Origin of the sequence: Endobacterium panacihumi, from assembly GCF_050847465.1 — a bacterium.
GTDB classification, from domain to species: domain Bacteria; phylum Pseudomonadota; class Alphaproteobacteria; order Rhizobiales; family Rhizobiaceae; genus Neorhizobium; species Neorhizobium panacihumi.
On the sequence record NZ_JBOZRA010000002.1, the window covers coordinates 518,190 to 544,136 of the forward strand.

The following is a 25,947-nucleotide window of genomic DNA, read 5'->3' on the forward strand; positions in this document are numbered from 1 at the left end:
GGATTTGCCTGATCGCCCTCATGCGATCTCAATGCCACAAAGCCGCCGCGATGTCACCGAGCTGCGTAAAGCCAGGATGCGGCGGTTTGACGCTGAATCTCGGCTGCCGCCACCGAAGCGGTCTGCTTCGGCGCTCATTCGCGTTGCGACTATGAGCAATTTTAGCCGGTTATCGTTCTGAACGATACGGAACTAATTGTTCACAGTGTCCAGATTTCAAGCATTATGAAGCCCGTTCGATAATCGAAACAGATGTGCACATATGTGCAAATTGTCATCTCGCTGTCATCGACCGTTTTTATGGTCCGGCCTCAATAGAAGAGAGAAGGGGCGACCATCATGGTGATGATCGACAGAGAGGCGGTGTCCGGCGCGACCACCCGTTATCAGCGGATTCGTCACCGGCTTGCGGTGGCGAGCCGCGACCCGGTGATTGCGATCGGCCTTGGCCTGGCCCTTCTCTTTTCGTTTCTCATCCTCGCGCCGGTCATCTCTATTCTCGTCAATGTCGCCATCGTGCAGATCGGCGATGCCGCCCGCACGCGGGCGCCGGAAGGTGCCTTCACGCTCTATTATCTGACACGCGCCTTTGCCTCGCGCATGTCGTCCATTCTGTTGTGGCAGCCGCTTCTCAACACCGCTTCGGTGGCAGCGGGCGCAATCATCCTGTCGATGTCGGCCGGCGGGGTGCTCGCCTGGCTGATCAACAGGACCGAACTGCCGGGCCGCAGCTGGTTTGCGACGGCGCTGATCATTCCCTTCATGCTGCCCACATGGACGCTGGCGCTGGCCTGGACGACGATCTTCAAGAACCGCACCGTCGGTGGGCAGCCGGGCTGGCTGGAAAATCTGGGTTTTGCGACACCGGACTGGCTGGCCTATGGCCGCCTTCCGATGATCGTCATCCTGTCTTTGCACTACGCGCCCTTCGTCATCATCATTCTCGGCAGCGCCCTGCAGCGGCTCGATGCACAGCTGGAGGATTCCGCCCGCATTCTCGGTGCCAGCCGCCGTCGCGTGGCGTTTCAGATCGTGCTGCCGCTGATGCGTCCGGCGCTGCTTTCCTGCGGGCTTCTGATCTTCGCGGATTGTATCGGTGAGTTTGCCGTGCCGTACGTGCTCGGCCTACCGGTCGGTTTCGATACACTGTCGACCTCGCTTTACCGGGCGATCTCGACGCGGCAGACCGGCATGGCGGCGGTGATGGCGGCCGTGATCATGGTGATCGGCGTGCTCACCCTCTACATCGACACGCGGATGATGCGCGAAGCACGGCGTTTCGCCATTGTCGGCGGCAAGGGTGCGATGGATCGCCGCCGCCCGCTCGGTCGCTGGCAGCTTCCGGCCACGGCTTTTGCCTTCGCGTTTTTTGCCGTCGGTGTGGTCGTGCCGCTTCTGACACTTTTCCTGTCCACCATCATGCGGGTGCCGGGCCGTTTCACGCCCGAAAACTTCACCTTCGATTACTGGATCGGCTCGAACCTCGATACGGTCGCGCTGCGCAACGGCATTTTGCTGACGCCCGAATTCTGGATGGCCGGTCTCAACACGCTGGTGATCATCGGCGCGGCTTCGCTGGCATCCGGCGTGCTGGGCCTGCTCGTCGGTTATGTCGTCATCCGCAGCCCGTTCGCCTCGCTCAGTGCTTTCCTGCGGCAGATCACCTTCATGCCCTATCTGGTGCCCGGCATCGCTTTTGCCGCGGCAACCCTGACGCTGTTTGCCGTGCCGCGCGGCCCCATCCCGGCGCTTTATGGAGCCTCGATCATCCTTATTCTGGCGCTGATTGCCGACCAGATGCCGTTCGCCTCGCGTTCCGGCATTGCCGCGATGGCGCAGCTCGGCAAGGAGCCGGAAGAGGCGGCGCGTGTAGCCGGCGCCGGCTGGTGGCGGCGCATGGTCAGCATCGTCCTGCCGATCCAGAAGCGGGCTTTGGCGAGTGCGATCCTGCTGCCGTTCATTTCCGGCATCAAGGGGGTGAGCCTGTTCATCATCCTCGCCGTGCCGGCCACCGATGTGCTGACCACCTATTCGCTGCGTCTCGTGGATTACAACTACACCCAGGCCGCCAATGCTGTCGTGCTGATGATCGCGCTTCTGGCGCTCGCCGGCACCATCCTCATCAATCGTCTGACCGGTAACGGCATCGCCAAGGGTCTGGAGAGCTGACATGCCCGATATCACACTCACCCATGTGGCCAAGAATTATGGCGGCCATGGCCAGCCGGCGGTCGATGATCTGAACCTCACCATATCGGACGGCGAGTTCATGTGTCTGCTCGGCCCATCCGGCTGCGGCAAGACGACGACATTGCGGATGATTGCCGGCCTGGAGCACCTGAGCGGTGGCGAGATCGCCATCGGTGACCGCGTGGTCGACAGTCTCGGCAGCGGTACCTTCATCCCGCCGGAACAGCGTCGCCTTGGCCTTGTGTTCCAGTCTTACGCGCTTTGGCCGCATATGACCGTGGAGCGCAACATCGATTTCGGGCTGCGCCTGCGCAAGCTGCCGGAGGCGGAGCGCCGCGCCAAAGTGAATGACGTGATGGAAAAGCTGCGTATCCGCGATTACGCGGCGCGTTATCCGTCGCAGCTTTCCGGTGGCCAGCAGCAGCGCGTGGCACTTGCCCGCATGCTTGCGGTCAACCCGGACATCCTGCTGCTGGATGAACCTTTGTCCAATCTCGATGCCGCACTCAGGCTTGAGATGCGGGCAGAACTTCGCCGGCTGCATGAGGAATTCCGCACCACGATCGTGTTCGTGACCCACGACCAGTGGGAGGCGATGACGCTCGCCACCACGATTGCGGTGATGAACGGTGGCCGGTTGCAGCAGGTGGGCTCGCCGGACGATATCTATTCTCGACCGGTTAACCGGTTCGTGGCCGAATTCATCGGCAATCCGCCGATCAACATGATCGCGCTCGACGGCAATCCCGCGCCGGGCGGTCTCGCCTCGCGTCTGTTCAGCCGGCCACCGCTTTCGGGTGCGGCGGCGGTCGGTATCCGGCCTGAAGAAATTGCCCTGTCGGAAGTGACGGATGCGGTGTCTCTCGGCGCGTTGCGGCTCGAAAGTGTCATGCCCACCGGCGGCAGCTGGATCATGGAGCTGTCGCTGGGGGACGAACGGCTTTTTCACGCAACCCATATCCGCCCGACGGCGCAAGCCGGCGACATGGTCGACTGTTTTGCAAGGCCGGAAGGCCTGCACCTGTTCGATGCCGCTGGTCGGCGCATCGAGGCAAGCGAAATCCGCGCCGCAAGCGCGGCACAGCCAGCCGGCATCAGCCGGCCGGCGCTTTTACCCGCATAACGTCCTCACCAATCCTTCGTTTTATCACTCAAAGGAATACCGATGAGAATTTCCCGCACTCTGATTTCCGCGCTGATGCTTTCCGCCGCCGTTTCTTTGGGCGCCGCAAACGCCGGCGCCGAGGAAAAATTCGATCTCAATGCCCTGATCGAGGCTGCCAAAAAGGAAGCGCCGATCACCGTCTACAATTCGAGCGGCAAGATCGTTGCCCAGGCCAAAACCTTTTCCGAAAAATACGGCGTGAAGGCCACCGGCATCAAGGCGAATGCGCCGGACACGCTGGAAATTGCCATCCGCGAAGCGCAGGCCAATAATATCAAGGCCGACGTGATGATCCTGCTCGATGCGCCGGCCGGCATTTCGCAGCTGGTCGAAACCGGTTATGCCGAAAGCTGGGTGCCGACCGATCTGGCCAAGGACATCCCGGCCATCTACCAGAAGCCGCTGGTCGTTTATCTCGAGCCGAATGTCTGGAGCTACAACACCGCACTGCACGACAAATGCCCGATCACCAATATCTGGCAGCTGACCGAAGCCGAGTGGAAGGGCAAGGTGGCCATGCAGGATCCGCTTGGCAAACCCTCCTACACCGATTGGTTCAATCAGATGTCTGCGCATGCGGACAAGGCTGTCGCCGATGCCTATCAGGCCCAGTACGGCAAGCCGCTGGAAACGGACGAGGCCAGTGCAACGGCCGCCTGGGTGAAGGCACTGGCTGCCAACGGCCCGCTTCTGACCGACAGCGACAGCTCTGCCGCCGAAGCGGTCGGCGCGCCGGACACCAAGGAGAGCTTTGTCGGCCTCCTGTCGACGGCAAAGTTCCGCGACAACAAGGACGGCATGAAGCTCGGTCTCTGCGCCGGCATCAACCCGCATGCGGGCTGGAGCTATCCGTCGCTCGGCCTCATTGCCAAGGGCACGAAGAGCCCGAATGCCGCAAAACTGTTCCTGCATTACATGATGACGGAGGAAGGCATGGCGGCCCAGGCGATCGACGGCAAGATGTCGACCAACTCCACCATCGAACTGCCGGCGGACGAAGCTTCGGGCGTCGGTAAGATCAGGGAGCAGATCCTCACCTATGACGCGTCCACCGGCAAGGCCGATTGGGAAGGCCGTCAGGACTGGCAGGACCTTTGGTCCTTGAACTACAAGAAATAATCGCCGCATATTGCTGATCGAAACATGACGGGGTTCGTATTCGCGATGCCCCGTCATCCCTCTGCCCGCTGCCGAAAGACCCCATGCTGACTGTCGATGAACTGAACCAACGCGAAAGCTTTTTGCGCGCTGTTACCGCCTCCGCCGGAGCGCTGGCGCTCGAAGCTTTCCGCACCCGCAAGCCGGGCGATTTCACCCTCAAGGGGCGCCAGGATTTTCTGACCGAGGCCGATGGCGCCGTGGAGAACCATGTGCGTGCGGCAATTGCCGATGCATTTCCGCAGGATGGCGTTCTCGGCGAAGAGGCCGGCGGTGTTCTGGCGCAAGAGTTGTGGGTGATCGATCCAATCGACGGCACCGCCAATTTCGCGCGCGGCATTCCGCATTTTTGCGTGTCCATCGCTTTCTGCGTCAAGGGTGAGCCGCTGCTCGGCGCCATCTTCAATCCGGCGTCGAACGAATTCTATTTTGCCCGCAAGGGTGAAGGGGCGAGCAAGAACGGCAAGCCGATATCGGTGGCGGCGACGGACGCCATCGGCAATGCCTCGGTTGAAATCGGCTGGTCTCCGCGGGTGACGACGGAAAATTATCTGGTGGCACAGCAACGGGTGCTCGGCAATGGTGCCAATATCCGTCGTGGTGCATCCGGTGCGCTGGCGATCGCCTGGGTGGCAGAGGGCCGAACGGATGGATATGCCGAACAGCACATGCATGCCTGGGATTGCCTTGCCGGCCTGCTGATGGTGCGCGAAGCCGGTGGTGTGACCGGCACCTATCCGGCGAGCGAAAACGAACTGTTGGCGGGTGGAGCGATCTTTGCCGCAGCACCCGGCATTGCCGCGGATTTTTCGGCGGCGATGGCAATTCCGCTTGGTCGGACAGAGCGGAAGGGAGAGGCTGCATGAGCGCCCCCCATTACGAGCGTCCGCATCTGAGCCTGATCCAGAAGAACCTGCCGGGCTGGGATGTCGATCTTTATATCGGTGGCCGCGAGGCCGTCAGCACGCCGACGCTTCTGAACCGTCATGGCATCAAGGTGATCGTCAATTGCGCGGTCAATTTCGACGTCAATCTGGTGGGTGGCGATCAGCCGGCCGATGATGCCGAACTGGTTTCCGGCCCGGGTTTCCTGCGTTATTACAAGCTGGGGCTGGTCGATGGCGCCGGCAATGCCGATACGATGCTGATGGCAGGCTACTACCTCCTGCGTGGCGCGCTCGACCAGACATTTCCCGACAAGCCGTCTTACCCGCATCGGGACAAGGGCAATGTTCTCGTCAATTGCCGGGCCGGTCGCAGCCGGTCGGTCTCGCTGGTTTCGCTGTTCCTGCATCTGCAAATGCCGCAGATCTATCCGACGCTGTATTCCGCCATCGACCATGTCCGTGACAGGCGCCAGCTGCATCCGGACGAGTGGTTCGAAACCCCCAAGCCGGAACTGATCGGGGCTGCCGAGCGCGCGACGGATATGATCCGTCTCATCGAAGCGAAGAAGGACAGGGTTGTCGCATGACCAACCGGCCGCCGCAGAGTTTTGCAAGCGCAAGCGAGGTGGCGCGGCTGGCCGGGGTTTCCCGCTCCGCCGTATCGCGCACGTTTACCGCAGGCGCGAGTGTTTCCGATGAAACACGCCGCAAAGTTCTGGCGGCCGCCGAAACGCTGAACTATCACGTCAATCATCTCGCCCGCGGCCTTTCGCAGGAAAAAAGCCGGCCGATCTGTATTCTCGGCGGCGATCTGCATGCGCCCTATCAATCGGCGCTGCTGGAAGCGCTCACACGGCGCATACAGGCGGCCGGGCGTGCTGTCATGGTCATCAACACAGCCGGCGACGAGGCGGATTCACGCGCCGCCCTGCATCAGACGCTGAATTATCGCGCCTCCGCCAGCATCGTTCTGTCGGGTGCTCCGCCGGTTTCGCTGGTGCGCACCTGCATCGAAAGCGGCCAGCATGTCATCCTCATCAACCGGCAGGGGCAGATCGAGGAGGCGGATCACATCAATCTCGACCATCGCAGCGCCATGAACGATGCGCGGCATATGCTGGTGCGCGCCGGGTGCCGGTCGTTTGCCATCGTCTCATCGACCAACAATTCGCCGAGCCTGCTGGCAAGAGAGCAGCTGTTCAGCGCTGCCATCGTGGATGCCGGATTCGCGCCGCCGCAACTGATCAAGGCGGGGGCAACCAGCTATCGCAGCGGTGCTGAAGCCGCGCGCCTGTTGCTGCCGGGGGCGGCCCGGCCGGATGCGGTGTTCTGCGTCACCGATCTTCTCGCCTGCGGTTTCATGGATGTCGCGCGACAGGATTTCGGCATGACCATTCCGAGGGATCTCTGTGTGCTCGGGTTCGACGATATCGAACAGGCCGGCTGGGAGGGATATGCCTTGACGACCTTTCGCCAGCCGATCGAGGAAATGGCGGAGATCATTGCTCAAGGCGTGACCGATGGGCGGGAGGCCGGGCAGGCTGGCGCCAATACGACCTTGAAGGCGCTGCCGGTATGGCGAAAGACGGTTCGCTCGGGACCGTAAAGCCAAGACAGGCGGACCGATCCGCCCAGCCTGGCAAAGACCCTCTCGATCTTACCGATGGCGCGATTGCGGCAGGACATAGGGCATGTGGGCGGCCGGCAGGCGGCCGACGGCGCCGCCGATGCCGTAGACTTTTGCAATGATGTCGTCGGTGATCGCATCGGCACAGACGCCGGATTTCACGACCTTGCCATTGTGCAGGACGACGAGATGATCGGCGAATTCTGCGGCCAGATTGAGATCGTGCAGGATGGCCAGCACGATGCCGCCGCCGGATGCGAAATCGCGTGCCGTTTCAAGCACGGAAATCTGATGGCCAAGGTCGAGGCTTGCCGTTGGTTCATCGAGAAACAGCGCGTTCGGCACGCCGTCGGAGACGGGCTGCTGCACCTGAGCCAGAGCGCGGGCAAAATGGACCCGCTGTTGTTCCCCGCCCGACAATGACGGGTAAGGGCGGCGTTCGAACCCCTGCAGACCTGCCCGCTTCAGGGCTTTTCGCGCCTGATCGGACGGGTCGAGCGTGCCGCAGGCCACAGCGCCCATGCGGGTGATCTCCAGCGCGGTGAAAGGGAAGGCCAGTTGCGTTGCCTGCGGCAGCACCGCCCGGCATTTTGCAAGGTCTTCCGGCCGGCAGAGGTCCAGATGTTTGCCGTGATAGGAAACGGCACCTTCATCCGGGCGCATTTCGCCAGAAAGAACTTTCATCAGTGTGGATTTGCCGGCGCCGTTCGGGCCTATGACCACGGTGAAACAGCCGGGCCGCAATTCGATATCGACCGATTTGACCAGGTCGCGGCCGCTGCGGGTGACGGTGATGTTGTCGGCGATGATCATGGCAGGTCACGCATGCTGATGCCGTTCTTTCCGAGCAGCAGGAAGAGGAAGACCGGGGCGCCGAACAGTGCGGTGATGACGCCGATCGGCAGTTCGGCCGGGGCTGCGACGGTTCGCGCGACGCTGTCTGCGATCAACAGCAGAGCGCCGCCGCCCAGCGCCGAGCCGGGCAGGAGAAAGCGGTGAGACGGCCCCATGGCAAGACGCAGCAGATGCGGCACGACGATGCCGACAAAACCGATCGAACCGGCAACGGCCACGGTGGAGCCGCAGGCAGCAGCAACCGCGACGATGATGATCTTTTTCAGCCGCTGAACGGGGATGCCCATGTGAAACGCGGCCGCATCGCCGAGGATGAGTGCATCCAGACCGCGCGCCACGAACGGGATGATCACCAGCACGGTGGCGATGAAAGGAAGGATGGACATGACGCGCCCGAAGGTGGCGCCGCCAAGCGAGCCGAGGCTCCAGAAGGTGATGTCGCGCAACTGCCTGTCATCGGCCATGACGATCATGAGGCCCATGACGGCGGCCGTCAGGGCGCCGATGGCGATGCCGCAGAGGATAAGGGCGGTTGTCGAGGTGCGGCCGTCGCGGGTGGCGATCAGATACAGCGCCCAGGTGTTGATCAGGCCGCCGAAAAACGCCATCAGCGGCAAAAACTGGTTGCCGAGAACGAAGGCGAGCGGCGCGAGAATACCGTTGCCGAGCACGATGGCGGCGACGGCGGCAAGGCCGGCGCCGGCCGTGACGCCGACAATGCCGGGATCGGCCAGCGGATTGCGAAACAGGCCCTGCATCATCGCTCCCGAGACGGCGAGACCCGCGCCGACGAGCAGGCCGAGTGCGGTGCGCGGCAGCCGGACGGCTTCGAGAATGACGCGTTCCTGCGTCGTCAGCCGATCGGCATTGCCGGTAAGATAGGCCCAGAGATCGGCAAGGCCGACGCCTGTCGGCCCCACGCCCAGCGATATCAGGCAGGATATGACCAGCAAGAGGCCAAGCCCGAGCATGACCCATATGCCCTGCTGGGTGCGGTCGCCCTCGATCGTGGGGCGCAGGGCCAGGGACAGCGCCTTCATGGCGCCTTGATCTCGCCGGGATAAAGCTGTGCCGCCAGCGTGCGGGCTGCTTGCGGTGTGCGCGGGCCAAAGCCCAGCAGCAACAGGCCATCCATGGAAATCAGTGCCTTGTTGGCGGCAGCCGGTGTGGTCTGCATGGAGGGCAGGGCAAACACCTGCTCCGGCTTGATCGAATGGTCACCGCGCGACATGGACAGGACCGTATCCGGTTTTGCCGCAATTACGGCTTCGTCCGATAGCGGCTTGTAGCCGTTGATCGTCGGGGCGGCATTGATGCCGCCGGCAAGTTCGATCACCGCACCGGCTTCCGTATCGGCGCCACCCGCCATGACGCGTCCATTCGACAGCGACAGCACGAAAAGGACTTTCTTCTTCTCAGATGTGACCTTGGCGACATCGGCTGCGAGCGTTTTCAACCCCTCTTCGGTCTCGGCGGCCAGCGGTTCGGCCTTGTCGGTCAGGCCGACGGCGGCACCGACATCACGGATTTTCTGACCGATCTTGCCCGCATCCGGCGGGGTGGGGATGATCACCATCGGCACTTCGCTGGCTTTCAGGATTTCGATGACCGGTGGCGGCCCCGAACCTTCCTCCATCAGGATCAAGTCGGGCTTCTGGCCGAGAATCCCTTCGGCGGAAAGCGCCCGCATGTAGCCGACATCCGGTTTGGCATTCGCATCAGCCGGATAAAAGCTGGTGGAGTCGCGCGCGACGATACGGTCCTGAGCGCCGAGATCATAAAGGATTTCCGTGATCGTGCCGCCGATCGAAACGATGCGTTTGGCGTCGGGATTGCCGTTTTCGGCGGCGAGCGCGTTGCCCGAGAGAAGCAAGAATCCGATAAAAACGGTCCGGCCAAGATGGAAGCGAGAGACCACGACAATGCCCTTTCTGCCGGCTATCGAATGCGAAACCGTGGCGCCGGCCAATAATTGGACACTGATACTCAAGTTTAAACGCTTTGCAAGAAGCGAAGCGGAAAAACCCCATCACGAAACCGAGCCTGTGCCAGCGATGCGATCCGCCCGATAAAGTTACTGTCACATTCTCGTCACCAGACCCGCGCAAGCGTCGTCATTCATGGTCAGCGCAGAATTACGTAAGTGGTGAGGAGTTTTCATGTGGCGTCCCATGCAGGCACTTGTTCCGGGCAGGCTGGCTTACCTTCATTTCGAGGGTGCCGCACTCTGTGATTGCCTGGGCTATGTGAATGCGGCGGGCAAGGCCGAGTGGCCTGACGCCATCAAGGGGCTTTGCCCTGACGGCTGGTGCGATGTCAGCGACATGCTGTTTTTGAATGCGGCTGAAAAGCCAGCTGCGACGCAGATGGCTTCGTAAGCTCGATCTGCCTTGATGGCAGGGGAGGCAGGCTTATTCCTCCGGCGCCAGACCGTCGAAAACTTCCAGAAGCGCATCGACAATCGCCTGGCCAAGCGCATTGCCGGTTTCGGCGATCTTGCCGTCCTCCATGTCGCGTGCCGCAAGCGCCAGATTGCCGCCCTGATCGGCAACGATGGCGCGGGCGCGTTCGATGGCCCATTGGGCAAAATCGGCACGTGTCTCGATTGTGACGGTTTCCATAAAAATCTTCCTGCGGTTTATCTTTCGTTGAGGATTTGGAGGCCATAAAGCCCCTGCGCGTTTTATTGTATTGCGTACGCGCTACCTTCTCCTGCCGGCCGGTGCAAGCTTTGAGCTTGGCGCACCGGGCCTGCGCCGCCCTCCCCATTCTGCGACTTGTGACGTACGACGAACGCTCGATTGCGGCCTTTCGTCATTTTTTTGATTCGGCAAAAGAAAATGGCCGGGTTTGACCCCGGCCATGTGTTCGTCGCGGCCTGCGCTGCGTCAGGCGGCGCGGCTGTAGCTGCTGCGTGCCGAACTGTCACCGAGGCGGAACTGCGCCAGCAGTTCCTTCAGGGCCGAGGCTTCCGAAGCAAGGCCGTGGCTGGCAGCGGTCTGTTCTTCCACCATGGCGGCGTTCTGCTGCGTGCCCTGGTCCATCGTGTTGACCGCGGTGTTGATCTCCTGCAGGCCGGTCGACTGTTCGCGCGATGCGGTGACGATCGCGGCGATATGGCCGTTGATCTCCTGCACTTCGGTCGCGATCGCTTCGAGTGCCTTGCCGGTTTCTCCAACGAGGGCGACACCTTCCTGCACCTGTGCGCCGGATGTGGTGATCAGCGCCTTGATCTCCTTGGCGGCGTTTGCCGAACGCTGGGCGAGTTCGCGGACTTCCTGGGCGACGACGGCAAAACCCTTGCCGGCTTCACCAGCGCGTGCCGCCTCGACGCCTGCGTTGAGTGCGAGCAGATTGGTCTGGAAGGCGATGTCGTCGATGACGCTGATGATGTTTGAGATTTCCGACGAGGACTGTTCGATGCCGCTCATGGCGCGAACGGCATTGCGCACCACATTGCCCGACTGTTCAGCATTGTCGCGCGTGCGATTGACCAGACGGCCGACTTCCTCGGCACGGCGGGCCGAATCCTTCACCGTCGTGGTGATCTCTTCAAGCGCTGCGGCCGTCTCTTCGACCGAAGCGGCCTGCTGTTCGGTGCGGCGTGCCAGATCATCTGCCGCGTGGCGGATTTCGCTGGCGCCGGCATCGATGGCGCGGGCATTGTGGCCAACCTTGGTCAGGGCGGCATTGAGCTTGGCAATCGAGGTGTTGAAGTCTTCGCGCAGGCGATCGAGATCGGCCACGAAAGGCGTCGAGATGCGATATTCGAGATTGCCGTTGGAAAGATGGGTCAAGCCATCGGCCAGAGCATCCACGGCAAAGCGGATATCGGCGGCATTGCGGGCCGAGACACGTTCGCGTTCGCCGCGTTCTTTTTCCGAGAGCGAACGGTTGTCCTCGGCATCGGATTCGAGGCGAAGGCGTTCCTTGGCATTGGTGCGGAAGACCGCGACGGCTGCGGCCATCGAGCCGATCTGGTCGGTGCGATCCTGGCCGGGAATGGCCACTTCCAGGTGGCCGGCGGCCAGTTCGTCCATGGCGGCGGTCATTTGGGTGACCGGCTTGACGACAAGGCGGCTCAGAAGGGTGGCGAGAAAGCCGATCATGGCCGCAACGCCGAGCAGCGTGGCGATCGTGGCGGCGATACGGAATTCACCGATCGAGGCATAGGCGATTTCTTCGTCGACGACAAAACCGATGCTCCATTCGGCGCCCGGCAGACCGGTCACCGGGATAAAGCTGACGAGCTTGGTCTCGCCCGCGCTTTCGGTTTCCGTGACGGTTGTCGACATTGCCGGCACGGTGCCCTGGAAGAGATCCGCAATCGTCTTGTCGATCATCTTGGCGTCGGGATGGATCAGCACTTTTCCGGCCTTGTTGACCAGAAAGGCGTAGCCCTTTGGCCCCGCATCGATCGACTTGATGGCGTTCACCAGCGATTCGATGGAAAAGTCGCTTCCCGTGACGCCGACCAGCTTGCCGTTGATCTTGACCGGGACGGCGGCCGTGACGTTCAGCTGGCCAGTCGAGGCGCTGATATAGGGTTCGGTTACAACGGCTGCACCAGTGGCCACGACACCCTTGTACCACGGACGCTTGCGCGGATCGTAATCGGATGGCATCGCCATGTCCGGGTACTGAATGAAGATACCGTCTTCACCGCCGAAATAGGTCGACAGAAACTGGCTGGCGAGAACGTCGTTGTTGAGTACTGCCATCTTGGCGGCGTTGGTTTCTGCCTTTTCCATTCCCTTGGCGACGGTATCGGTCAGCATGACGCGGCCACCAAGCCAGTTGGAGATGCTCTGGGCGGCCTGCTTGCCCGAAGAATCCATGTTATGTGCCACGGACTCGGCAGCGGAGGCTCGCTGCAGACTGTCGATATAGAGTGAGAAGCCGGCAAATGCGGCGACCACGACGAAAGACGCGGCAATCAGGATGCGCGTCATCAAATTGGTTTTCTTGGACAAGCAGACGTTCCTTGTGTCGGCGGGGAGGAGCGACGAAGGTGATTGTTGGCTGAAAGCATGCCTGGCGGGCGGTGTCGCTGCGCCTCATGCGCACGGTGCCATAAGGGACTGCACTGCCGCGGACTGAACGATATTCAGTTTAAATTTGAATTAAATTGGAGGTGGTCTCGCGGCCGAAATAACGGCGAATTATAAAACAGGGCTTATATTTTTACCGTGCTGTCACGAAAGGAATGATACTGGTTGAGTTCATGTGCGTTGCTGCATCCAGAGGCGGTGCAGCAAGGCGTTCGCGTGAAAACGATAAATGGTCATGTTGTTGCGGGCGTCGTCATAACGGCAGCGCTGCCCGTCGCAACAACATGCCGAACAGGTCGCGCGGTTCGTCCGGGTCAGCCACGAGATCGAGCTTTTCGAAGCGGTTGCCGCTGCTCAACTTGTCGTGGACATATCTGAGGGCGGAAAAGTCCTCGGTCGCAAAACCGACGCTGTCGAACAGGGTGATCTGATTGTCGGCTTCGCGGCCCCTGGCCTCGCCCGTCACGACCTTCCAGAATTCGGTGATCGGTGAGTCCGCCGGCAATTGCTGGATCTCGCCCTCGATACGGGTCTGCGGCGGGTATTCGACAAAGATCGAAGATCGCAGCAGGATATCGCGATGCAATTCCGTCTTGCCGGGAGAATCGCCGCCGACGGCATTGATATGAACGCCGGGGCCGATCATGTTGTCGGTCAGGATGGTGGCATTGCGCTTGTCGGCTGTCGCCGTGGTGATGATCTGCGCGCCCTCGACGGCTTCTTCGGCGCTGCGGCAGGCAGTGATGTTGAGGCCCAGATGCGACAGGTTTTGCCGGCAACGGGCTGTGGCCGACGGATCGATATCGTAAAGCCGCAGATTTTCGATGCCGAGCAGCGATTTGAAGGCCAGCGCCTGGAACTCGCTCTGCGCGCCGTTGCCGATCAGCGCCATTGTGGTTGCGCCCTTTGGCGCCAGGTATCTGGCAGCAACCGCGGATGTGGCCGCGGTCCGCAGCGCCGTCAGAATGGTCATTTCGGACAGGAGCAGCGGATAACCGCTATCCACGTCCGACAGCACGCCGAAGGCCGTCACTGTCTGGCGCCCGTTTCTGGTGTTTTTCGGGTGGCCGTTCACATATTTGAATGCGTAAAGCCGGCCGTCGCTGGCCGGCATCAGTTCGATCACGCCGTCACGCGAATGCGAGGCGATACGCGCCACCTTATCGAACAGGTCCCAACGCCGAAAATCCTCCTCCACATAGGTGGCAAGCTCCGCAAGGAACGTTTCGGTTCCGGTGGCGAGCACCAGATCCATCATGTTTTCCACGCTGACGAAGGGGACGATGTTGAGGTTCTGTTCGAGCGGCATCAGTAACTCCTTGTTGGACGGTCCATGACGGTGCGGCCCATCAGGCTGGCGGTGAGATCAACGAGAAGCGTGGCGGTGCGGCCGCGCTCATCGAGAAAAGGGTTGAGTTCGACCAGATCGAGGCTGCCGACGAGGCCGCTGTCATGCAGCATTTCCATCACCAGATGCGCTTCGCGAAAGGTCGCGCCGCCAGGCACCGTGGTGCCGACAGCGGGCGCAATGGCCGGGTCGAGAAAATCGACATCGAGGCTGACATGCAGGAGGCCGTTCGCCGCTTCCACCTGTTCGAGAAACCGGCGCAACAGCACGGCAACGCCATGCTCATCGATCGTGCGCATGTCGTGAACGGTGACGCCGGTCTGCTTGATTGCCTCCCGCTCGGCGGCATCGACACTGCGAATGCCGATCATGCAGACGTTTGCCGGATCGACCGGGTGGGTCAGTTTCGGGAAATAGCCGTCGAAGCCGGCGCGGCCGGTATAATAGGCAACCGGCAGGCCATGGAGGTTGCCGCTGGTGGTGCTGTCGAGCGAATGGAAGTCGGTATGTGCATCCAGCCACAGCACGAAGAGAGGGCGTCCTTGTTCGGCGGCGCGGCGTGCAACACCCGGAACCGTGCCGGCGGAAAGGGCATGATCGCCGCCCATGAAGATCGGCATGCCTTCACCGCTTTCGCGGTAGGCGACCTCGGTCAGCGCTTTGGTCCACGCGGCGATCTGCGGCAGGTTGCGGACAGAAGGGTTGGGGTGGCGCACATCCGGCAGATCGGTGATGGTGACATTGCCGATATCCGTGACTTCGTGACCGAGTTCCTCCAGCGCCGTGCGGATGCCGGCGACACGCAGCGCACTTGGCCCCATTTCGCAGCCAAGCCGCGAGGCGCCGTCCTGAAGGGGAATACCGATCAATCTGCAATGCATGTCATCACTCCGTTGATTTGAAAAAGATCATGGCGGGCTGGCAGATTGAATAGATATATTTGCCAAATATGCCGAAACAGCTTTCCATTTCGGCGGCATGATTTATCAATCTGCTCATGGATGAATTCGACCACAAGCTGGTGACGCTTTTGCGTCACGATGCACGCCGCAGCATATCCGATCTGGCCGCCGATCTGAAAACATCGCGGGCGACGGTGCGTGCGCGCATGGAAAAGCTGGAAAGGAACGGCAGCATCATCGGCTACACGGTCATCCTGCGCGCCGATACGGTGGAGCTGCCGGTTCGCGGCATCATGATGGTCGAGATCGAGGGTCGGGTTGCCGACCGTGTCATCCAGACGCTGGGCGGTTTTCCGGAGGTTTCGGAAATTCACACGACGAACGGGCGCTGGGACCTGATCGTCGAACTGGGAACGGCGACCCTTGCCGATTTCGACAATGTCCTGCGCCGCATCCGGCTGGTGCCGGGGATTACAGCCAGCGAGACGAACCTGCTTCTGGCGACGCCGCGTAGCACGAAGGCGCGGTTGTGAGCGACTTCAAAACGAGAGCGGCCGGGCTGCGTGACAGCCCGGCCGATACAGGATTTGTCGAGATTTAGAACTTCTTGGTGATCGAAACGCGGAAGGAACGGCCGGTTTCGCTGAAGAAATCTCTGGAAGCAACCGTCGTGCCGTCAGGCACGTCGATGGCGTTGAAGTATTTCTTGTCGAAAACGTTGAAGATGCCGGCCTGAATTTTCAAACCTTCGATCTGTTCCGGCTGCCACCAGAATGTTGTGTCCACCAGACCGTAACCCGGTGCCTTGAAGCCGGTACCGCTCGTCTTGTTGCGTGCCGCAGCCATGGTCAGCGACACGTCGGTTCCCCATGTGTCGGTCCCGTAACCAAGGCCGGCAATTGCACGAAGAGGAGCGACCGAATTCAGATACTGATCCGTGCCGGTGTCCTTGCCATGAGACCATGCGAATGAACCCCATGTCCGCCAATTGGTGGCAAACTGCCATTCGCCGGATAGTTCGATGCCATAGATGCGGACACGGTCCAAATTATCGTAGCCGGTGATGCCGCCGATTGGGAATTCTCCACCCGGCGGTACAATCGTCACCGTGTCGATGAAGTTGCGATAGTAGTTATTAAAGACCGTAGCCGAGATGCTGTAATCGGTTGCCTTGTAATTTGCACCGATCTCAAAACCATTGCTGGTTTCGGTTTTCAGGTCCGGGTTGCCGATGCGTGCGTAGGAGCCCGGTGCGCCATAAGTCTGGTAAAGTTCAGTGGCGCTGGGTGCGCGAAAACCTTGCGACCACTGGGCGAAAAGCTCCAGTTCGTTCGTTGCCTTGAAGGCTGCGCGCAGTTTCGGCGAGAAGCGCGAGTCACTGGTGCCTTCCAGATATTCCGGATCGAACAGCGGGCTGTCCTGATAGGCGGCAGTGTTCTTCGGCGAATGTTCGTAATAGTCGAAACGAATGCCGGGCGTGATCGTCAGGCGATCGTCGAGGAACTTGATATCGTCTTCGACATACATGCCGAATGTGAAGCTGTCGACGTCAGGCATGTCCGACGAGTTGGAATGCAGCATGCGGCAGCTCTGCGGGCCGGGCGTGGAGCCTCCGGGGAAGGTGTATTGTGGGATCGTTGACCAGTCGACGTCCGGGCAATTATCGACGCCCGCGGAATACTGATGCGTATCCTGCCAGTAGATTTCTCCACCGAAGCGGAAGGTGTTGGACAGGCCGCCAAGCTCTGCTTCCTTGGAGGCATTGCCGCTCAGACCGTAACTGGTTTGCTCAAGTTGGTTGTCACGTTGGTACACGCCGGTGGGAAAGCCATAAAACAAATCGGCACCGCTCGCGGTTCCACCATAACCGATACGCGGAATAGCAGGGATCGCCGGCAGGGTGGCGCGGCTATCCTGAAGGCGAAAGCCGTCCGTCGTATTGTTCAGGCTCTGCTTCTGCCAGTAGGCGATGACGTTTGCCTGGTCGAGCCAGTCGCTGCTATCGGGCGAGATGAAATCGTAAGATGCCGAAAGGCGCTTTCGGTCAACCTCTTCGCCCGATTGCAGGGAACCCGGCTGATACGAGGACGTCGTGCCCCGCATGTTGCTGAAATCTTCGTCGCGATTGAAGATTTCGCCGGTCAGGCCGAAACGATGACCGCCATCGAGATACTGGTGCAGCTTGACGAGAACGTTACGCTGGTCGAAATCGCCGGGGTTCTGTTCGGTTCGGGTGGTGCCGTATCCCCCGATCGTGCCTTCGTTGCCGGTCTCGTTGCCCTTCTTGTAACCGCCCTGCACGAGCAACCATGTGTCGTTGAACCGTCCTGCTATGGCGGCGTTATTGCCCCAGCTTTCATCGCCACTGTCATAGGTGCTCTTGACCAGAGCGCCCCAGTTCTTGTTGCCGTCAATCAGGTCTTCGGGATTAAGGGTCCGCAACTCCACGACACCGCCGAGCGCGCCGGAGCCGTAGCGGCTCGAATCCGCGCCCTTGGTGATGTCGATGGCGGAAAGGCTATCGAAGTCGAATGCATTCAGGCCACCGCGCGCGGAATCACGCGGATCGGTCAGCCACGGCACGCGAATGCCGTCCAGCGTCGTCAGCACGCGATCGTTCTGCAGGCCGCGCAGGTTCACGCTGTTGGTCTGGTTGCTGAAGTTGACGCCGGCATCGACGCGCCGCGCAAAATCCTTGAAATCGGTGACCATGCGCTGCTGGATCACGGTCCGTTCTGTTCGCTCGGTCAGGGGAGATGCGGGGGCTTCGGCCGTGCCGCCTTGTCCCTGAACGACGATCGGGCCGAGTTGGGTCTCGTTCTGCTGACCTGCGTCCTGCGCCAGGACCGGAAACGTGACGCAGAGGATGGACACCATGGCCGTGCCACAAATAAGCGCGCGTGATCTGGAATTGTATGACTTCATTGCAGGCCCCAAAACAGTTGATTTCCCCACCGGAAATGTCGCTGCTAGCTAGGAAATCCTGCCTCAATGAGTCAAGTTTGAATCTGAGTTAAATACTCATGTTTATAAAATGCATGACGAGTGTCACTTTTCTGCCATTTATTTGCAGTCACGCGGATTAGGTCGGTGACCGGCAGGCAGGTCAGACGGCATCTGGACAAGAAGGGCTCACCGCCAATTCCCGACAAATCCCTCGACATGGATTTCCCTCGACGGATGGTCGCCGGAGCCGAGTGCCAGCAGGCCGCCACTCAGATTGGCGACAGGGCAGGAGTGATTGGGCAAAATGAGCACCGGCGTTCCGACCTTCGGGGCTTTGCCGATAAATTCCAGAAACGCGTGCTCTTCCGACAGCTTGGCCACCGGCAGCGGCGTGTCATGGCCGACCATCCAGGCTTCGCCGAAGGATTTTGTCGCCGAGGTGCCATGGGCACCGAGATCGGAGGACAGGGTTTTGGAACCGACATTGGCGATGGCGTAATGGTCGTTGACGGCAATGATCTGCGCGGCGACGCCAAGTGACAGGCTGTTGCGCTCGACCAGGCCAAGGCGGACGGCGGTCAGATCGTAAAACACGTAATTGCCGGGGCGGACTTCGTCGATGCCGTCGAAACCGGCGTTCTTTACCAATGTCGGCGTGCTGCCGATGGAAACGCGTGGGACTTCTATTCCGGCCTCTTCCAGCTTCCGGCGCATCGCACTCATGATTGCCAGTTCGCTTTCGGCGATCGTGGTGACGACGACGGGATTGCCGGCGCCATAGGCATGGCCGGCATGGGAAAGAAGACCTGCAAAGGTAAGGTCCGTGCTGTCGGCAATCGCACCCGCGATCTTGAGAGCCGTCTCCGTGTTCGGGTCGACGCCGCAGCGATTCAGGCCGACATCGACCTTCATGAACACGTTGGCCCTGCGCCCGGCTTCCTGTGAGCCGGCAATCAGCGCTTCCACGGTCTCGCGGCTGTCAGCAATGAAGCGGATGTCTTCGACGCTCGTCGCCTCCCGTAAAAGTCCGGCGATTGTCTGCGGATTGAGGAGCGGATAGGCGAGAGTGACGGGGAAAAGGCCGTCGCGCAACAACATGGCGGCTTCGAAAGGCCGCGCGGTGGTGAAGCCGGCCGCACCATTTTCCTTCTGCTGCCGGGCAATTTCGAGGCTCTTGTGGGTTTTGATATGCGGGTGCAGCGCCGCGCGCCCGCCGACAAGCGCTACCATATCCTCGATATTGCGGCGAAGAACCGCTTCGTCGATGACCACGTGCGGTTCATTCAGGGCATCGAAACCGCGGAATCGTGTGGACAGGTCGAGGGGAAATGTTGCTTGGGAAGAAAGCTGGTCGGGCATGAAAAACCTTCGGTCAGATCGACGCGATCGAGGCGGGTGTCAAATCATTAGCGTCGAATGGTTTGGTGCGCCATCCTCCGTCTTGCACACAAACCATTTCGGTTTGCGATCCCATGCATTAGGCTTGCCGCACACGGTTAAATGGGAGGAGCCAAACGCGTGGATCAGCATGTTCAAAACAGTGTTTCTCTGGCGGAGCTTGATCGCTTCTGCCGTTCTGTGCTTTCCGCCTGTGGTGCCAATGATGCGACCGCCGATGCTGTGACGAGGGCGATGATGCATGGCACCCGCCATGGCGTGGATAGCCATGGCGTGCGGCTGCTTGATCATTATGTCCGGGCGCTGGAAGGTGGGCGCATCAAGAAGACGCCGGAACTGAAGGTGGTGAATGCCTTTGGTGCCATCGAAACGCTGGATGCCGGTGACGGGCATGGGGCGCTGGCGACGTATACGGCCATGGATCATGCCGTGGCGCTGGCCGGGAAATTCGGCATCGGCGCCGTCGGCATCCGCAACAGTTCGCATTTCGGTCCGGCCGGGGCCTATTCCATCGAGGCGGCGCGAAAAGGTTTTATAGGCTTCACCTTCTGCAATTCCGACAGTTTTGTGCGCCTGCATGGCGGTGCCCAGCGGTTTCACGGTACCAATCCCATTGCGGTCGCAGTGCCGTCCGGCGAAGGAAATCCGTGGCTGCTCGACATGGCGACGAGCGCCATTCCCTTCAACCGCGTGCTTCTTTATCGCAGCACCGGCACGGAACTGCCGCAGGCGGTGGCTTCTGATTCTGCCGGTATTGATACGCGGAATGCGGAGGCGGTGGATATGCTGGCGCCGCTCGGCGGGGAATTCGGCTTCAAGGGCGCCGGCCTTGCCGGACTTGCCGAAATTCTCAGTGCTGTCGTCACCGGAATGCGGCTGAGTTTTGATATTCCCGGCATGATGTCGGCGGATATGGCGACGCCGCGTGGTCTCGGCGCCTTCGTCATTGCCATCAAACCGGATGCCTTTGGCGATCAGGCGACATTTGATGCCGGCATGGCACGTTATCTGGAGGTTCTGCGTAACTCGCCCGCGCGGGAAGGGCAGCGGGTGATGGCGCCCGGCGATCGCGAGTGGGCTGTGGCTGCCGAGCGCGAGAAAAACGGAGTCGTGATCGATCCGGCAACGCGCGAAGCGTTTGCTGCGCTCGGCGAAAAATACGGAGTAGCGCTGCAGGGCTGAACACCCGAGCGTGCTTTGTTGCTTACCATTCCTATAGCCACCCTATAGGAATGGCCCAATTTCTTTATGAAATATTGACATCTGCAAATTGGTAAGACAATCTGACCACCAGCGCCACGGAGGAGGAACTGTTGGCGCGGGGAGGATTTCATGTTTGTGGCTCTGGAGCCGCGCCGCCTTTATCGGCAGGTTGCGGAACAGTTGCGTGCGCTCATCGAAGCGGGGGAGCTGCCGGCCGGCGAGCGTCTTCCGGCGGAGCGTGAGCTTGCCGAACGGTTGGGCGTATCGCGGCCGACCGTGCGCGAGGCATTGATCGTGCTGGAGGTTGAGGGGCTGATCCAGATCCGCATGGGATCCGGTGTCTATGTCAGTCGCAAGCCACCAATGAAAACCCTCTTGCCGGCAGATGACAGTGACGGTCCGTTCGAACTTCTCCAGGCGCGTTGCCTGATCGAAAGCGCCATTGCCGAAGAAGCGGCGCGTATCGCCCGGCCGGAACATATCGCCGTGCTCGATGGAATTCTGGCGGAAATGGCCGTGTCGCTCGAGGATTCGCATCAGGCGCTGGCCACCGACCGCGCCTTTCATACGGCGATTGCCGATATCCTCGGGAATTCGGCGCTGAACCGCTTCACCGGCCTGATCTACGACCGCCGCCTGTCGCCCTATTTCAAAAAACTCGCCAGCTATTTCGAGGGGCCGCATACCTGGCAGATGGCGCTGGAAGAACACCAGAACATTCGTGACGCAATTGCAGCCGGGAACGCGGAAGCGGCGCGCGAGGCCATGCGGGCGCATCTGACCCGCTCGCAGAAGAGATTTTCGGAAAGCTTTGGAGAGGAGCCGGTACGGGAAGACTGATCCGGCCGCGAGGAGGCGGCGGATTTTTATCGAGACATATCTGAAATCAACTCGGGAGGAGAGCATGACATTCAGGTTCAAGACGCTGCTGGGAGCAGCAGCCGTCATCATGGCGTCGTCCATGGCGGCACAGGCGCAGACCGCACTCAAATGGGCGCATGTCTACGAGACATCCGAACCCTTCCACACGGAATCGGTATGGGCGGCGGAGGAAATCGCCAAGCGCACCAATAACCGCTACAAGATCGACGTTTTCCCGGCTTCGCAGCTGGGCAAGGAAGCCGATATCAACCAGGGCCTGAAGCTCGGAACGGTCGACATGATCATTTCCGGCTCGAGCTTTGCCTCGCGTGACTACAAGCCGATCGGCGTCACCTATTTTCCCTACATTTTCCGCGATCCGGCGCACCTGATCGCTTATACCAAGAGCGACGTCTTCAAGCGCCTCGCCAAGGGCTATGAGGACAAGACCGGTAATGTCATCACCGCCGTCAGCTATTACGGCACCCGCCACACGACATCGAACAAACCGATCACGACTTGCGCCGACCTGAAGGGCGTAAAGATGCGTGTGCCGGACGTGCCGGCCTATCTCGCCATGCCGCGCGCCTGCGGCGCCAACACCACGCCGATCGCCTTTGCCGAGGTTTATCTGGCGCTGCAGAACGGTACGGTCGATGCGCAGGAAAACCCGCTGACCACGATCGAGGCGAAAAAGTTCTTCGAAGTGCAGAAGAACATCGTTTTGTCCGGTCACATCGTTGACCATCTCAACACGGTTGTTTCCAAGAGCCGTTGGGCGAGCCTTTCCGATGAAGACAAGAAGATCTTCACGGAGGTCATGCTGCAGGCCGCCGAGCGCACCACGAAGATTATCGAGGAGCGTGAGAAAAAGCTCGTCGACGACTTCAAGAAGCGTGGCCTGAACGTTGTCGAAGTCGACAAGGCCGACTTCGAGAAGACCGTGCTGGAAAAGGTGACGTTCGAAGAGTTCGGTTACGAAAAGTCCGACTGGGAAGCTATCCGCGCCATCAAATAAAGGCGCCATCGGCATCCGGCGCGGCCACTGACGGGCCGCGCCATCCCCACATCAAACGGGATGAAATCCATGACAACGCAGCCGGAAATTCACACTCAGGTCACGCCTGAGGAGCTTGCGCATACTTTTGATGAAGCCCCAGTCGACGTCGATCTGAAGGTCTATGCTTTTGAGGACTGGGTGACGCTTGGCCTGTTCTGGGCGATGACCGCCTGCGTATTTCTGCAGTTCTTCACGCGCTATGTGCTCAATAACAGTTATGCCTGGACCGAGGAAATTGCCGTCAACTGCCTGATCGGCGTGGTGTTTCTGGGTTCGGTCATGTGCGTGCGCATGTCGCGGCACATTCAGGTCGATGTTCTCTACCATTACCTGCCGCCGAAGGTGACGCGGATCATGGCGACACTCGTCGATATCATCCGTATCGGTTTCTTCGCCTACGGCTCATGGCTCATGTGGCGTTACATGGAAATCGTTGCGGACGAGGAAATGGTCACCGTCCAGCTGCCCCGCAACATCGTCTTCTACACCGTTCTTGCCGCGTTCGTGTTGATGCTGCTGCGCTCCATTCAGGTGTTCGTCGCCAATATGCGCCGTGGTTATTCGGTGCTTGAGCGTCCCGAAGAATTCCAGCACGCAGAGGTCTGATCGTATGCTGCTTCTTATTGGTTCTTTTCTGCTTCTGATGGTGCTCGGTCTGCCCGTCGCCGTTTCCATGGCCACATCGTCAGTCCTCTACATCGTCTTTTACAACGTTGCGCCCGACATCATCGCCGCGCAGCGACTGATTGCCGGCGTCGAGAGCTTTCCGCTTCTGGCGGTGCCCTTCTTCATCCTCGCAGGCAACCTGATGAACTCGGCCGGCGTGACGGGGCGCATCTATTCCTTCGCTGTCGCGCTGGTCGGCTGGATGAAGGGTGGCTTGGCGCAGGTGAACATCATCGGTTCGGTGGTGTTTTCCGGCATGTCCGGCACGGCTTTGGCTGACGCTGCCGGCATCGGCACGATCGAGATCAAGGCCATGAAGGATCATGGTTATCCGGTGGAAGCCGCCGTCGGCGTTACCGCCGCATCGGCAACACTCGGGCCGATCTTCCCGCCGTCATTGCCCTTCGTCATCTACGGCATGATGGCGAATGTTTCGATCGGCGCGCTGTTCATGGCCGGCATTGTGCCCGGCGTCGTCATGACCGTGTTGATGATGCTCACCGTCGCGGTCTTCGCCTATGTCAAACAGTGGGGATCGGACACGCCCTTCAGCCTGCGAAACCTCTTTGGCGCGTCACTGGAAGTGCTCATCGTTTTTGCGGTGCCGGTCGGTATCTATCTGTTGACGCTTCTAGGCCTTTCGCTCAACTGGGCAATCCTGATCGCGCTCGTGGTTCTGATTGCCTGCGACTGGTACTTTGACTTCTCCGCCGTCATGGCACTGATGACCCCGGTCATCCTGATCGGCGGCATGACCATGGGCTGGTTCACGCCGACGGAAGCGGCAGTCGCGGCGGTTCTCTGGTCGCTCTTCCTCGGCCTCGTGCGTTATCGCACGATGACGCTGAAGTCTTTGGCCAAGGCGACATTCGACACGATCGAAACCACGGCTTCTGTCCTGTTCATCGTTGCCGCCGCCTCGGTCTTTGCTTGGCTTTTGACGGTCAGCCAGACGGCGCAGCTTCTGTCAACGGCCATCACCAGCCTGACGGACAGCAAGTGGATCTTTCTGATCCTCGTCAATCTGCTGATGCTGTTTGTCGGTTGCTTCCTCGATACGATTGCCGCGATCACCATTCTCGTGCCGATCCTGCTGCCGATCGTGCTTCAGTTTGATATAGATCCGGTCCATTTCGGCCTGATCATGACACTGAATTTGATGATCGGTCTTTTGCACCCGCCGCTCGGCATGGTGTTGTTCGTCCTGTCGCGTGTTGCCAAGCTATCGGTAGAGCGCACGACCATGGCGATCCTGCCCTGGCTTGTGCCGCTGCTGATCGCACTGGTGCTGATCACCTTCATCCCGGCCATCACCTTGTGGTTGCCGACCGAGATGGGGCTGATCCGCTGATCGATCATGCCCGCGCCGGAGGAGGGCGCGGGCCCCTCACTGCCTGACTTTCAGACCTGAATATCAAGGGACAAGACGCATGAGACATACATGGCGATGGTTCGGACCGGTCGACAAGGTGACTGTGCAGGACGCGGCACAAGCGGGCGCAAAAGGCATTGTCAGCGCGCTCCATCACATCCCGACCGGTGATGTCTGGCCGGTGGATGAAATCGCCAAACGCCACGCAGAGATCAAGGCCGGCGGTCTGTTCTGGGATGTGGTGGAAAGCGTGCCGGTGTCGGAAAACGTAAAAACTCAAACGGGAGAGTGGCGCACTCACGTTGATAACTGGAAAGAGACCCTGCGCCGCCTTTCGGACAGCGGTATCCGCACCGTCTGCTACAATTTTATGCCGGTGCTGGACTGGACGCGGACAGACCTGCGCTGGGAAACGCGGCATGCCGCACGCGCCATGCGTTTCGATCTGACGGATTTCGTCGCTTTCGATATCAACATCCTGAAGCGGCCGGATGCTGCATCCGATTATCCGGAAGCCTTGCAGGATGTGGCTGCCCGACGTTTTTCGGAAATGGACGATAAAAAAATCGTAGCACTCGGCCGTAATATCGGTGCCGGACTGCCGGGTTCGGCCGATGGCTATACTCTGGATCAGCTGTTGGAAAAGCTGCGGACATATCAGGGCATCACGGCAACGAAACTGCAGACCCATCTGATCGATTTCCTGAGCGAGGTGGTGCCGGTGGCCGAACAGGTCGGCATCAACATTTGCGCGCACCCGGATGACCCACCGTGGCCGCTGCTCGGCCTGCCGCGCATTCTCTCCACGGAAGCCGACTACGCTTACATCCTCGACATGGTCAGCAGCCGCGCCAATGGCGTCACCTTGTGCTCCGGCTCTCTCGGCGCGCGTGCCGACAACGATCTGCCGGCGATTGCCGAGCGGTTCGCCTCGCGCATCCATTTCGTTCATCTGCGCAATGTCACGCGGGACGAAGACAGCCTGCCATGCTCGTTCTACGAGGACGAGCATCTGGAGGGCGGCACGGATATGGTGGCGGTCATCGCCGCTCTGCTGAAGGAAGAAAAACGCCGTCGCGACGAGGGCAGGGAGGATCACGAAATTCCCATGCGTCCCGATCACGGTCAGGAAATCCTCGACGACGTGACGCGGGGCGCTCAGCCCGGTTATCCGGCCATCGGTCGCCTGAAGGGGCTGGCCGAATTGCGCGGCATCGAGCGCACGCTTCTCCATACGCAATACGGCATGCGGTGAAGC

At 60.4% G+C, this 25,947-nt stretch carries 23 protein-coding genes; 14 read left to right on the top strand and 9 right to left on the bottom strand.

Annotated features, from left to right (window positions below; translation table 11 throughout):
• Window positions 1-339: 339 nt before the first annotated feature.
• The 6 genes from ACRQ1B_RS14250 to ACRQ1B_RS14275 all read left to right on the top strand — a co-directional run bounded on the left by ACRQ1B_RS14250 (window position 340) and on the right by ACRQ1B_RS14275 (window position 7,006).
• Window positions 340-2,169: an ABC transporter permease gene (locus ACRQ1B_RS14250; protein WP_432294347.1), complete on the top strand. Its 1,830-nt coding sequence runs from the start codon at window positions 340-342 to the stop codon at window positions 2,167-2,169.
• Between the two features lies 1 nt (window position 2,170).
• Window positions 2,171-3,313 carry an ABC transporter ATP-binding protein gene (locus tag ACRQ1B_RS14255; RefSeq protein WP_432294348.1) on the top strand — a complete coding sequence of 381 codons (1,143 nt, stop codon included), beginning with the start codon at window positions 2,171-2,173 and terminating at the stop codon, window positions 3,311-3,313.
• Between the two features lie 42 nt (window positions 3,314-3,355).
• A complete protein-coding gene (locus ACRQ1B_RS14260) occupies window positions 3,356-4,474 on the top strand; it encodes an ABC transporter substrate-binding protein (RefSeq protein ID WP_432294349.1) in 1,119 nt (372 codons plus the stop codon).
• An 83-nt stretch (window positions 4,475-4,557) separates the two neighbouring features.
• The gene (locus ACRQ1B_RS14265) at window positions 4,558-5,379 is read left to right on the top strand and encodes an inositol monophosphatase family protein (RefSeq protein ID WP_432294350.1); all 822 of its coding nucleotides are present in this window, start codon (window positions 4,558-4,560) and stop codon (window positions 5,377-5,379) included.
• A complete protein-coding gene (locus tag ACRQ1B_RS14270; protein WP_432294351.1) occupies window positions 5,376-5,987 on the top strand; it encodes a dual specificity protein phosphatase family protein in 612 nt (203 codons plus the stop codon). The genes ACRQ1B_RS14265 and ACRQ1B_RS14270 overlap by 4 nt, the downstream gene beginning before the upstream one ends.
• A complete protein-coding gene (locus tag ACRQ1B_RS14275) occupies window positions 5,984-7,006 on the top strand; it encodes a LacI family DNA-binding transcriptional regulator (RefSeq protein ID WP_432294352.1) in 1,023 nt (340 codons plus the stop codon). Before ACRQ1B_RS14270 ends, ACRQ1B_RS14275 begins: the two co-directional genes overlap by 4 nt.
• A 51-nt stretch (window positions 7,007-7,057) precedes the next feature.
• On the opposite strand, the gene ACRQ1B_RS14280 is transcribed toward ACRQ1B_RS14275, so the two are convergent.
• From ACRQ1B_RS14280 to ACRQ1B_RS14290, 3 genes are read right to left on the bottom strand one after another with little or no spacing between them, the layout of a single operon-like run.
• Entirely contained in the window at window positions 7,058-7,840 is a 783-nt protein-coding gene (locus ACRQ1B_RS14280) for a heme ABC transporter ATP-binding protein (protein WP_432294353.1), read from the bottom strand.
• On the bottom strand, window positions 7,837-8,922 hold the full coding sequence (locus ACRQ1B_RS14285) for a FecCD family ABC transporter permease (protein WP_432294354.1): 1,086 nt from the start codon (window positions 8,920-8,922) through the stop codon (window positions 7,837-7,839). The genes ACRQ1B_RS14280 and ACRQ1B_RS14285 overlap by 4 nt, the downstream gene beginning before the upstream one ends.
• A complete protein-coding gene (locus tag ACRQ1B_RS14290; protein WP_432294614.1) occupies window positions 8,919-9,764 on the bottom strand; it encodes a heme/hemin ABC transporter substrate-binding protein in 846 nt (281 codons plus the stop codon). The genes ACRQ1B_RS14285 and ACRQ1B_RS14290 overlap by 4 nt, the downstream gene beginning before the upstream one ends.
• Before the next feature lie 277 nt (window positions 9,765-10,041).
• Between ACRQ1B_RS14290 and ACRQ1B_RS14295 the strand changes: the two genes are divergently transcribed.
• Window positions 10,042-10,260 carry a hypothetical protein gene (locus ACRQ1B_RS14295; protein WP_432294355.1) on the top strand — a complete coding sequence of 73 codons (219 nt, stop codon included), beginning with the start codon at window positions 10,042-10,044 and terminating at the stop codon, window positions 10,258-10,260.
• Window positions 10,261-10,293: 33 nt separating this feature from the next.
• Here the strand turns inward: ACRQ1B_RS14295 and ACRQ1B_RS14300 are convergent, their stop codons facing one another.
• From ACRQ1B_RS14300 to rocF, 4 genes are all read right to left on the bottom strand, one after another.
• A complete protein-coding gene (locus ACRQ1B_RS14300; RefSeq protein WP_432294356.1) occupies window positions 10,294-10,503 on the bottom strand; it encodes a hypothetical protein in 210 nt (69 codons plus the stop codon).
• Between the two features lie 267 nt (window positions 10,504-10,770).
• Window positions 10,771-12,855, bottom strand: coding sequence for a methyl-accepting chemotaxis protein McpU (gene mcpU, locus ACRQ1B_RS14305; RefSeq protein ID WP_432294357.1), 2,085 nt, complete (start codon window positions 12,853-12,855; stop codon window positions 10,771-10,773).
• 331 nt (window positions 12,856-13,186) lie between these two features.
• Window positions 13,187-14,242: an ornithine cyclodeaminase gene (ocd, locus tag ACRQ1B_RS14310; RefSeq protein WP_432294358.1), complete on the bottom strand. Its 1,056-nt coding sequence runs from the start codon at window positions 14,240-14,242 to the stop codon at window positions 13,187-13,189.
• Complete coding sequence (gene rocF, locus ACRQ1B_RS14315) at window positions 14,242-15,162, bottom strand: arginase (RefSeq protein WP_432294359.1); 921 nt, start codon at window positions 15,160-15,162, stop codon at window positions 14,242-14,244. The genes ocd and rocF overlap by 1 nt, the downstream gene beginning before the upstream one ends.
• Window positions 15,163-15,278: 116 nt before the next feature.
• Between rocF and ACRQ1B_RS14320 the strand changes: the two genes are divergently transcribed.
• Window positions 15,279-15,716 (top strand): Lrp/AsnC family transcriptional regulator, encoded by a 438-nt coding sequence (locus tag ACRQ1B_RS14320; protein ID WP_432294360.1) that lies wholly within the window; start codon window positions 15,279-15,281, stop codon window positions 15,714-15,716.
• A gap of 64 nt (window positions 15,717-15,780) precedes the next feature.
• On the opposite strand, the gene ACRQ1B_RS14325 is transcribed toward ACRQ1B_RS14320, so the two are convergent.
• Both ACRQ1B_RS14325 and ACRQ1B_RS14330 read right to left on the bottom strand, forming a co-directional pair.
• On the bottom strand, window positions 15,781-18,108 hold the full coding sequence (locus ACRQ1B_RS14325; RefSeq protein WP_432294361.1) for a TonB-dependent hemoglobin/transferrin/lactoferrin family receptor: 2,328 nt from the start codon (window positions 18,106-18,108) through the stop codon (window positions 15,781-15,783).
• A gap of 207 nt (window positions 18,109-18,315) precedes the next feature.
• On the bottom strand, window positions 18,316-19,488 hold the full coding sequence (locus ACRQ1B_RS14330; RefSeq protein ID WP_432294362.1) for an alanine racemase: 1,173 nt from the start codon (window positions 19,486-19,488) through the stop codon (window positions 18,316-18,318).
• A 159-nt stretch (window positions 19,489-19,647) separates the two neighbouring features.
• On the opposite strand from ACRQ1B_RS14330, the gene ACRQ1B_RS14335 reads away from it, so the two are divergent.
• From ACRQ1B_RS14335 to uxuA, 6 genes are all read left to right on the top strand, one after another.
• A complete protein-coding gene (locus tag ACRQ1B_RS14335) occupies window positions 19,648-20,709 on the top strand; it encodes an Ldh family oxidoreductase (protein ID WP_432294363.1) in 1,062 nt (353 codons plus the stop codon).
• 150 nt (window positions 20,710-20,859) lie between these two features.
• Window positions 20,860-21,570, top strand: coding sequence for a FadR/GntR family transcriptional regulator (locus ACRQ1B_RS14340; protein WP_432294365.1), 711 nt, complete (start codon window positions 20,860-20,862; stop codon window positions 21,568-21,570).
• A gap of 64 nt (window positions 21,571-21,634) precedes the next feature.
• Window positions 21,635-22,609 carry a sialic acid TRAP transporter substrate-binding protein SiaP gene (locus ACRQ1B_RS14345; RefSeq protein WP_432294367.1) on the top strand — a complete coding sequence of 325 codons (975 nt, stop codon included), beginning with the start codon at window positions 21,635-21,637 and terminating at the stop codon, window positions 22,607-22,609.
• Window positions 22,610-22,678: 69 nt separating this feature from the next.
• On the top strand, window positions 22,679-23,257 hold the full coding sequence (locus ACRQ1B_RS14350; protein ID WP_432294369.1) for a TRAP transporter small permease: 579 nt from the start codon (window positions 22,679-22,681) through the stop codon (window positions 23,255-23,257).
• 4 nt (window positions 23,258-23,261) lie between these two features.
• Window positions 23,262-24,668 carry a TRAP transporter large permease gene (locus ACRQ1B_RS14355; protein WP_432294371.1) on the top strand — a complete coding sequence of 469 codons (1,407 nt, stop codon included), beginning with the start codon at window positions 23,262-23,264 and terminating at the stop codon, window positions 24,666-24,668.
• 79 nt (window positions 24,669-24,747) lie between these two features.
• Window positions 24,748-25,944 (top strand): mannonate dehydratase, encoded by a 1,197-nt coding sequence (gene uxuA / locus ACRQ1B_RS14360; RefSeq protein WP_432294373.1) that lies wholly within the window; start codon window positions 24,748-24,750, stop codon window positions 25,942-25,944.
• Window positions 25,945-25,947 lie beyond the last annotated feature (3 nt).

What these genes read in the sequence shown, in the direction of transcription:
- ACRQ1B_RS14250 (WP_432294347.1), top strand. Translation starts at nt 340, where the DNA reads ATGGTGATGATCGACAGAGAGGCGGTGTCCGGCGCGACCACCCGTTAT.
- ACRQ1B_RS14255 (WP_432294348.1), top strand. Translation starts at nt 2,171, where the DNA reads ATGCCCGATATCACACTCACCCATGTGGCCAAGAATTATGGCGGCCAT.
- ACRQ1B_RS14260 (WP_432294349.1), top strand. Translation starts at nt 3,356, where the DNA reads ATGAGAATTTCCCGCACTCTGATTTCCGCGCTGATGCTTTCCGCCGCC.
- ACRQ1B_RS14265 (WP_432294350.1), top strand. Translation starts at nt 4,558, where the DNA reads ATGCTGACTGTCGATGAACTGAACCAACGCGAAAGCTTTTTGCGCGCT.
- ACRQ1B_RS14270 (WP_432294351.1), top strand. Translation starts at nt 5,376, where the DNA reads ATGAGCGCCCCCCATTACGAGCGTCCGCATCTGAGCCTGATCCAGAAG.
- ACRQ1B_RS14275 (WP_432294352.1), top strand. Translation starts at nt 5,984, where the DNA reads ATGACCAACCGGCCGCCGCAGAGTTTTGCAAGCGCAAGCGAGGTGGCG.
- ACRQ1B_RS14280 (WP_432294353.1), bottom strand. Translation starts at nt 7,840, where the DNA reads ATGATCATCGCCGACAACATCACCGTCACCCGCAGCGGCCGCGACCTG.
- ACRQ1B_RS14285 (WP_432294354.1), bottom strand. Translation starts at nt 8,922, where the DNA reads ATGAAGGCGCTGTCCCTGGCCCTGCGCCCCACGATCGAGGGCGACCGC.
- ACRQ1B_RS14295 (WP_432294355.1), top strand. Translation starts at nt 10,042, where the DNA reads ATGTGGCGTCCCATGCAGGCACTTGTTCCGGGCAGGCTGGCTTACCTT.
- ACRQ1B_RS14300 (WP_432294356.1), bottom strand. Translation starts at nt 10,503, where the DNA reads ATGGAAACCGTCACAATCGAGACACGTGCCGATTTTGCCCAATGGGCC.
- ocd (WP_432294358.1), bottom strand. Translation starts at nt 14,242, where the DNA reads ATGCCGCTCGAACAGAACCTCAACATCGTCCCCTTCGTCAGCGTGGAA.
- rocF (WP_432294359.1), bottom strand. Translation starts at nt 15,162, where the DNA reads ATGCATTGCAGATTGATCGGTATTCCCCTTCAGGACGGCGCCTCGCGG.
- ACRQ1B_RS14320 (WP_432294360.1), top strand. Translation starts at nt 15,279, where the DNA reads ATGGATGAATTCGACCACAAGCTGGTGACGCTTTTGCGTCACGATGCA.
- ACRQ1B_RS14325 (WP_432294361.1), bottom strand. Translation starts at nt 18,108, where the DNA reads ATGAAGTCATACAATTCCAGATCACGCGCGCTTATTTGTGGCACGGCC.
- ACRQ1B_RS14330 (WP_432294362.1), bottom strand. Translation starts at nt 19,488, where the DNA reads ATGCCCGACCAGCTTTCTTCCCAAGCAACATTTCCCCTCGACCTGTCC.
- ACRQ1B_RS14340 (WP_432294365.1), top strand. Translation starts at nt 20,860, where the DNA reads ATGTTTGTGGCTCTGGAGCCGCGCCGCCTTTATCGGCAGGTTGCGGAA.
- ACRQ1B_RS14345 (WP_432294367.1), top strand. Translation starts at nt 21,635, where the DNA reads ATGACATTCAGGTTCAAGACGCTGCTGGGAGCAGCAGCCGTCATCATG.
- ACRQ1B_RS14350 (WP_432294369.1), top strand. Translation starts at nt 22,679, where the DNA reads ATGACAACGCAGCCGGAAATTCACACTCAGGTCACGCCTGAGGAGCTT.
- ACRQ1B_RS14355 (WP_432294371.1), top strand. Translation starts at nt 23,262, where the DNA reads ATGCTGCTTCTTATTGGTTCTTTTCTGCTTCTGATGGTGCTCGGTCTG.
- uxuA (WP_432294373.1), top strand. Translation starts at nt 24,748, where the DNA reads ATGAGACATACATGGCGATGGTTCGGACCGGTCGACAAGGTGACTGTG.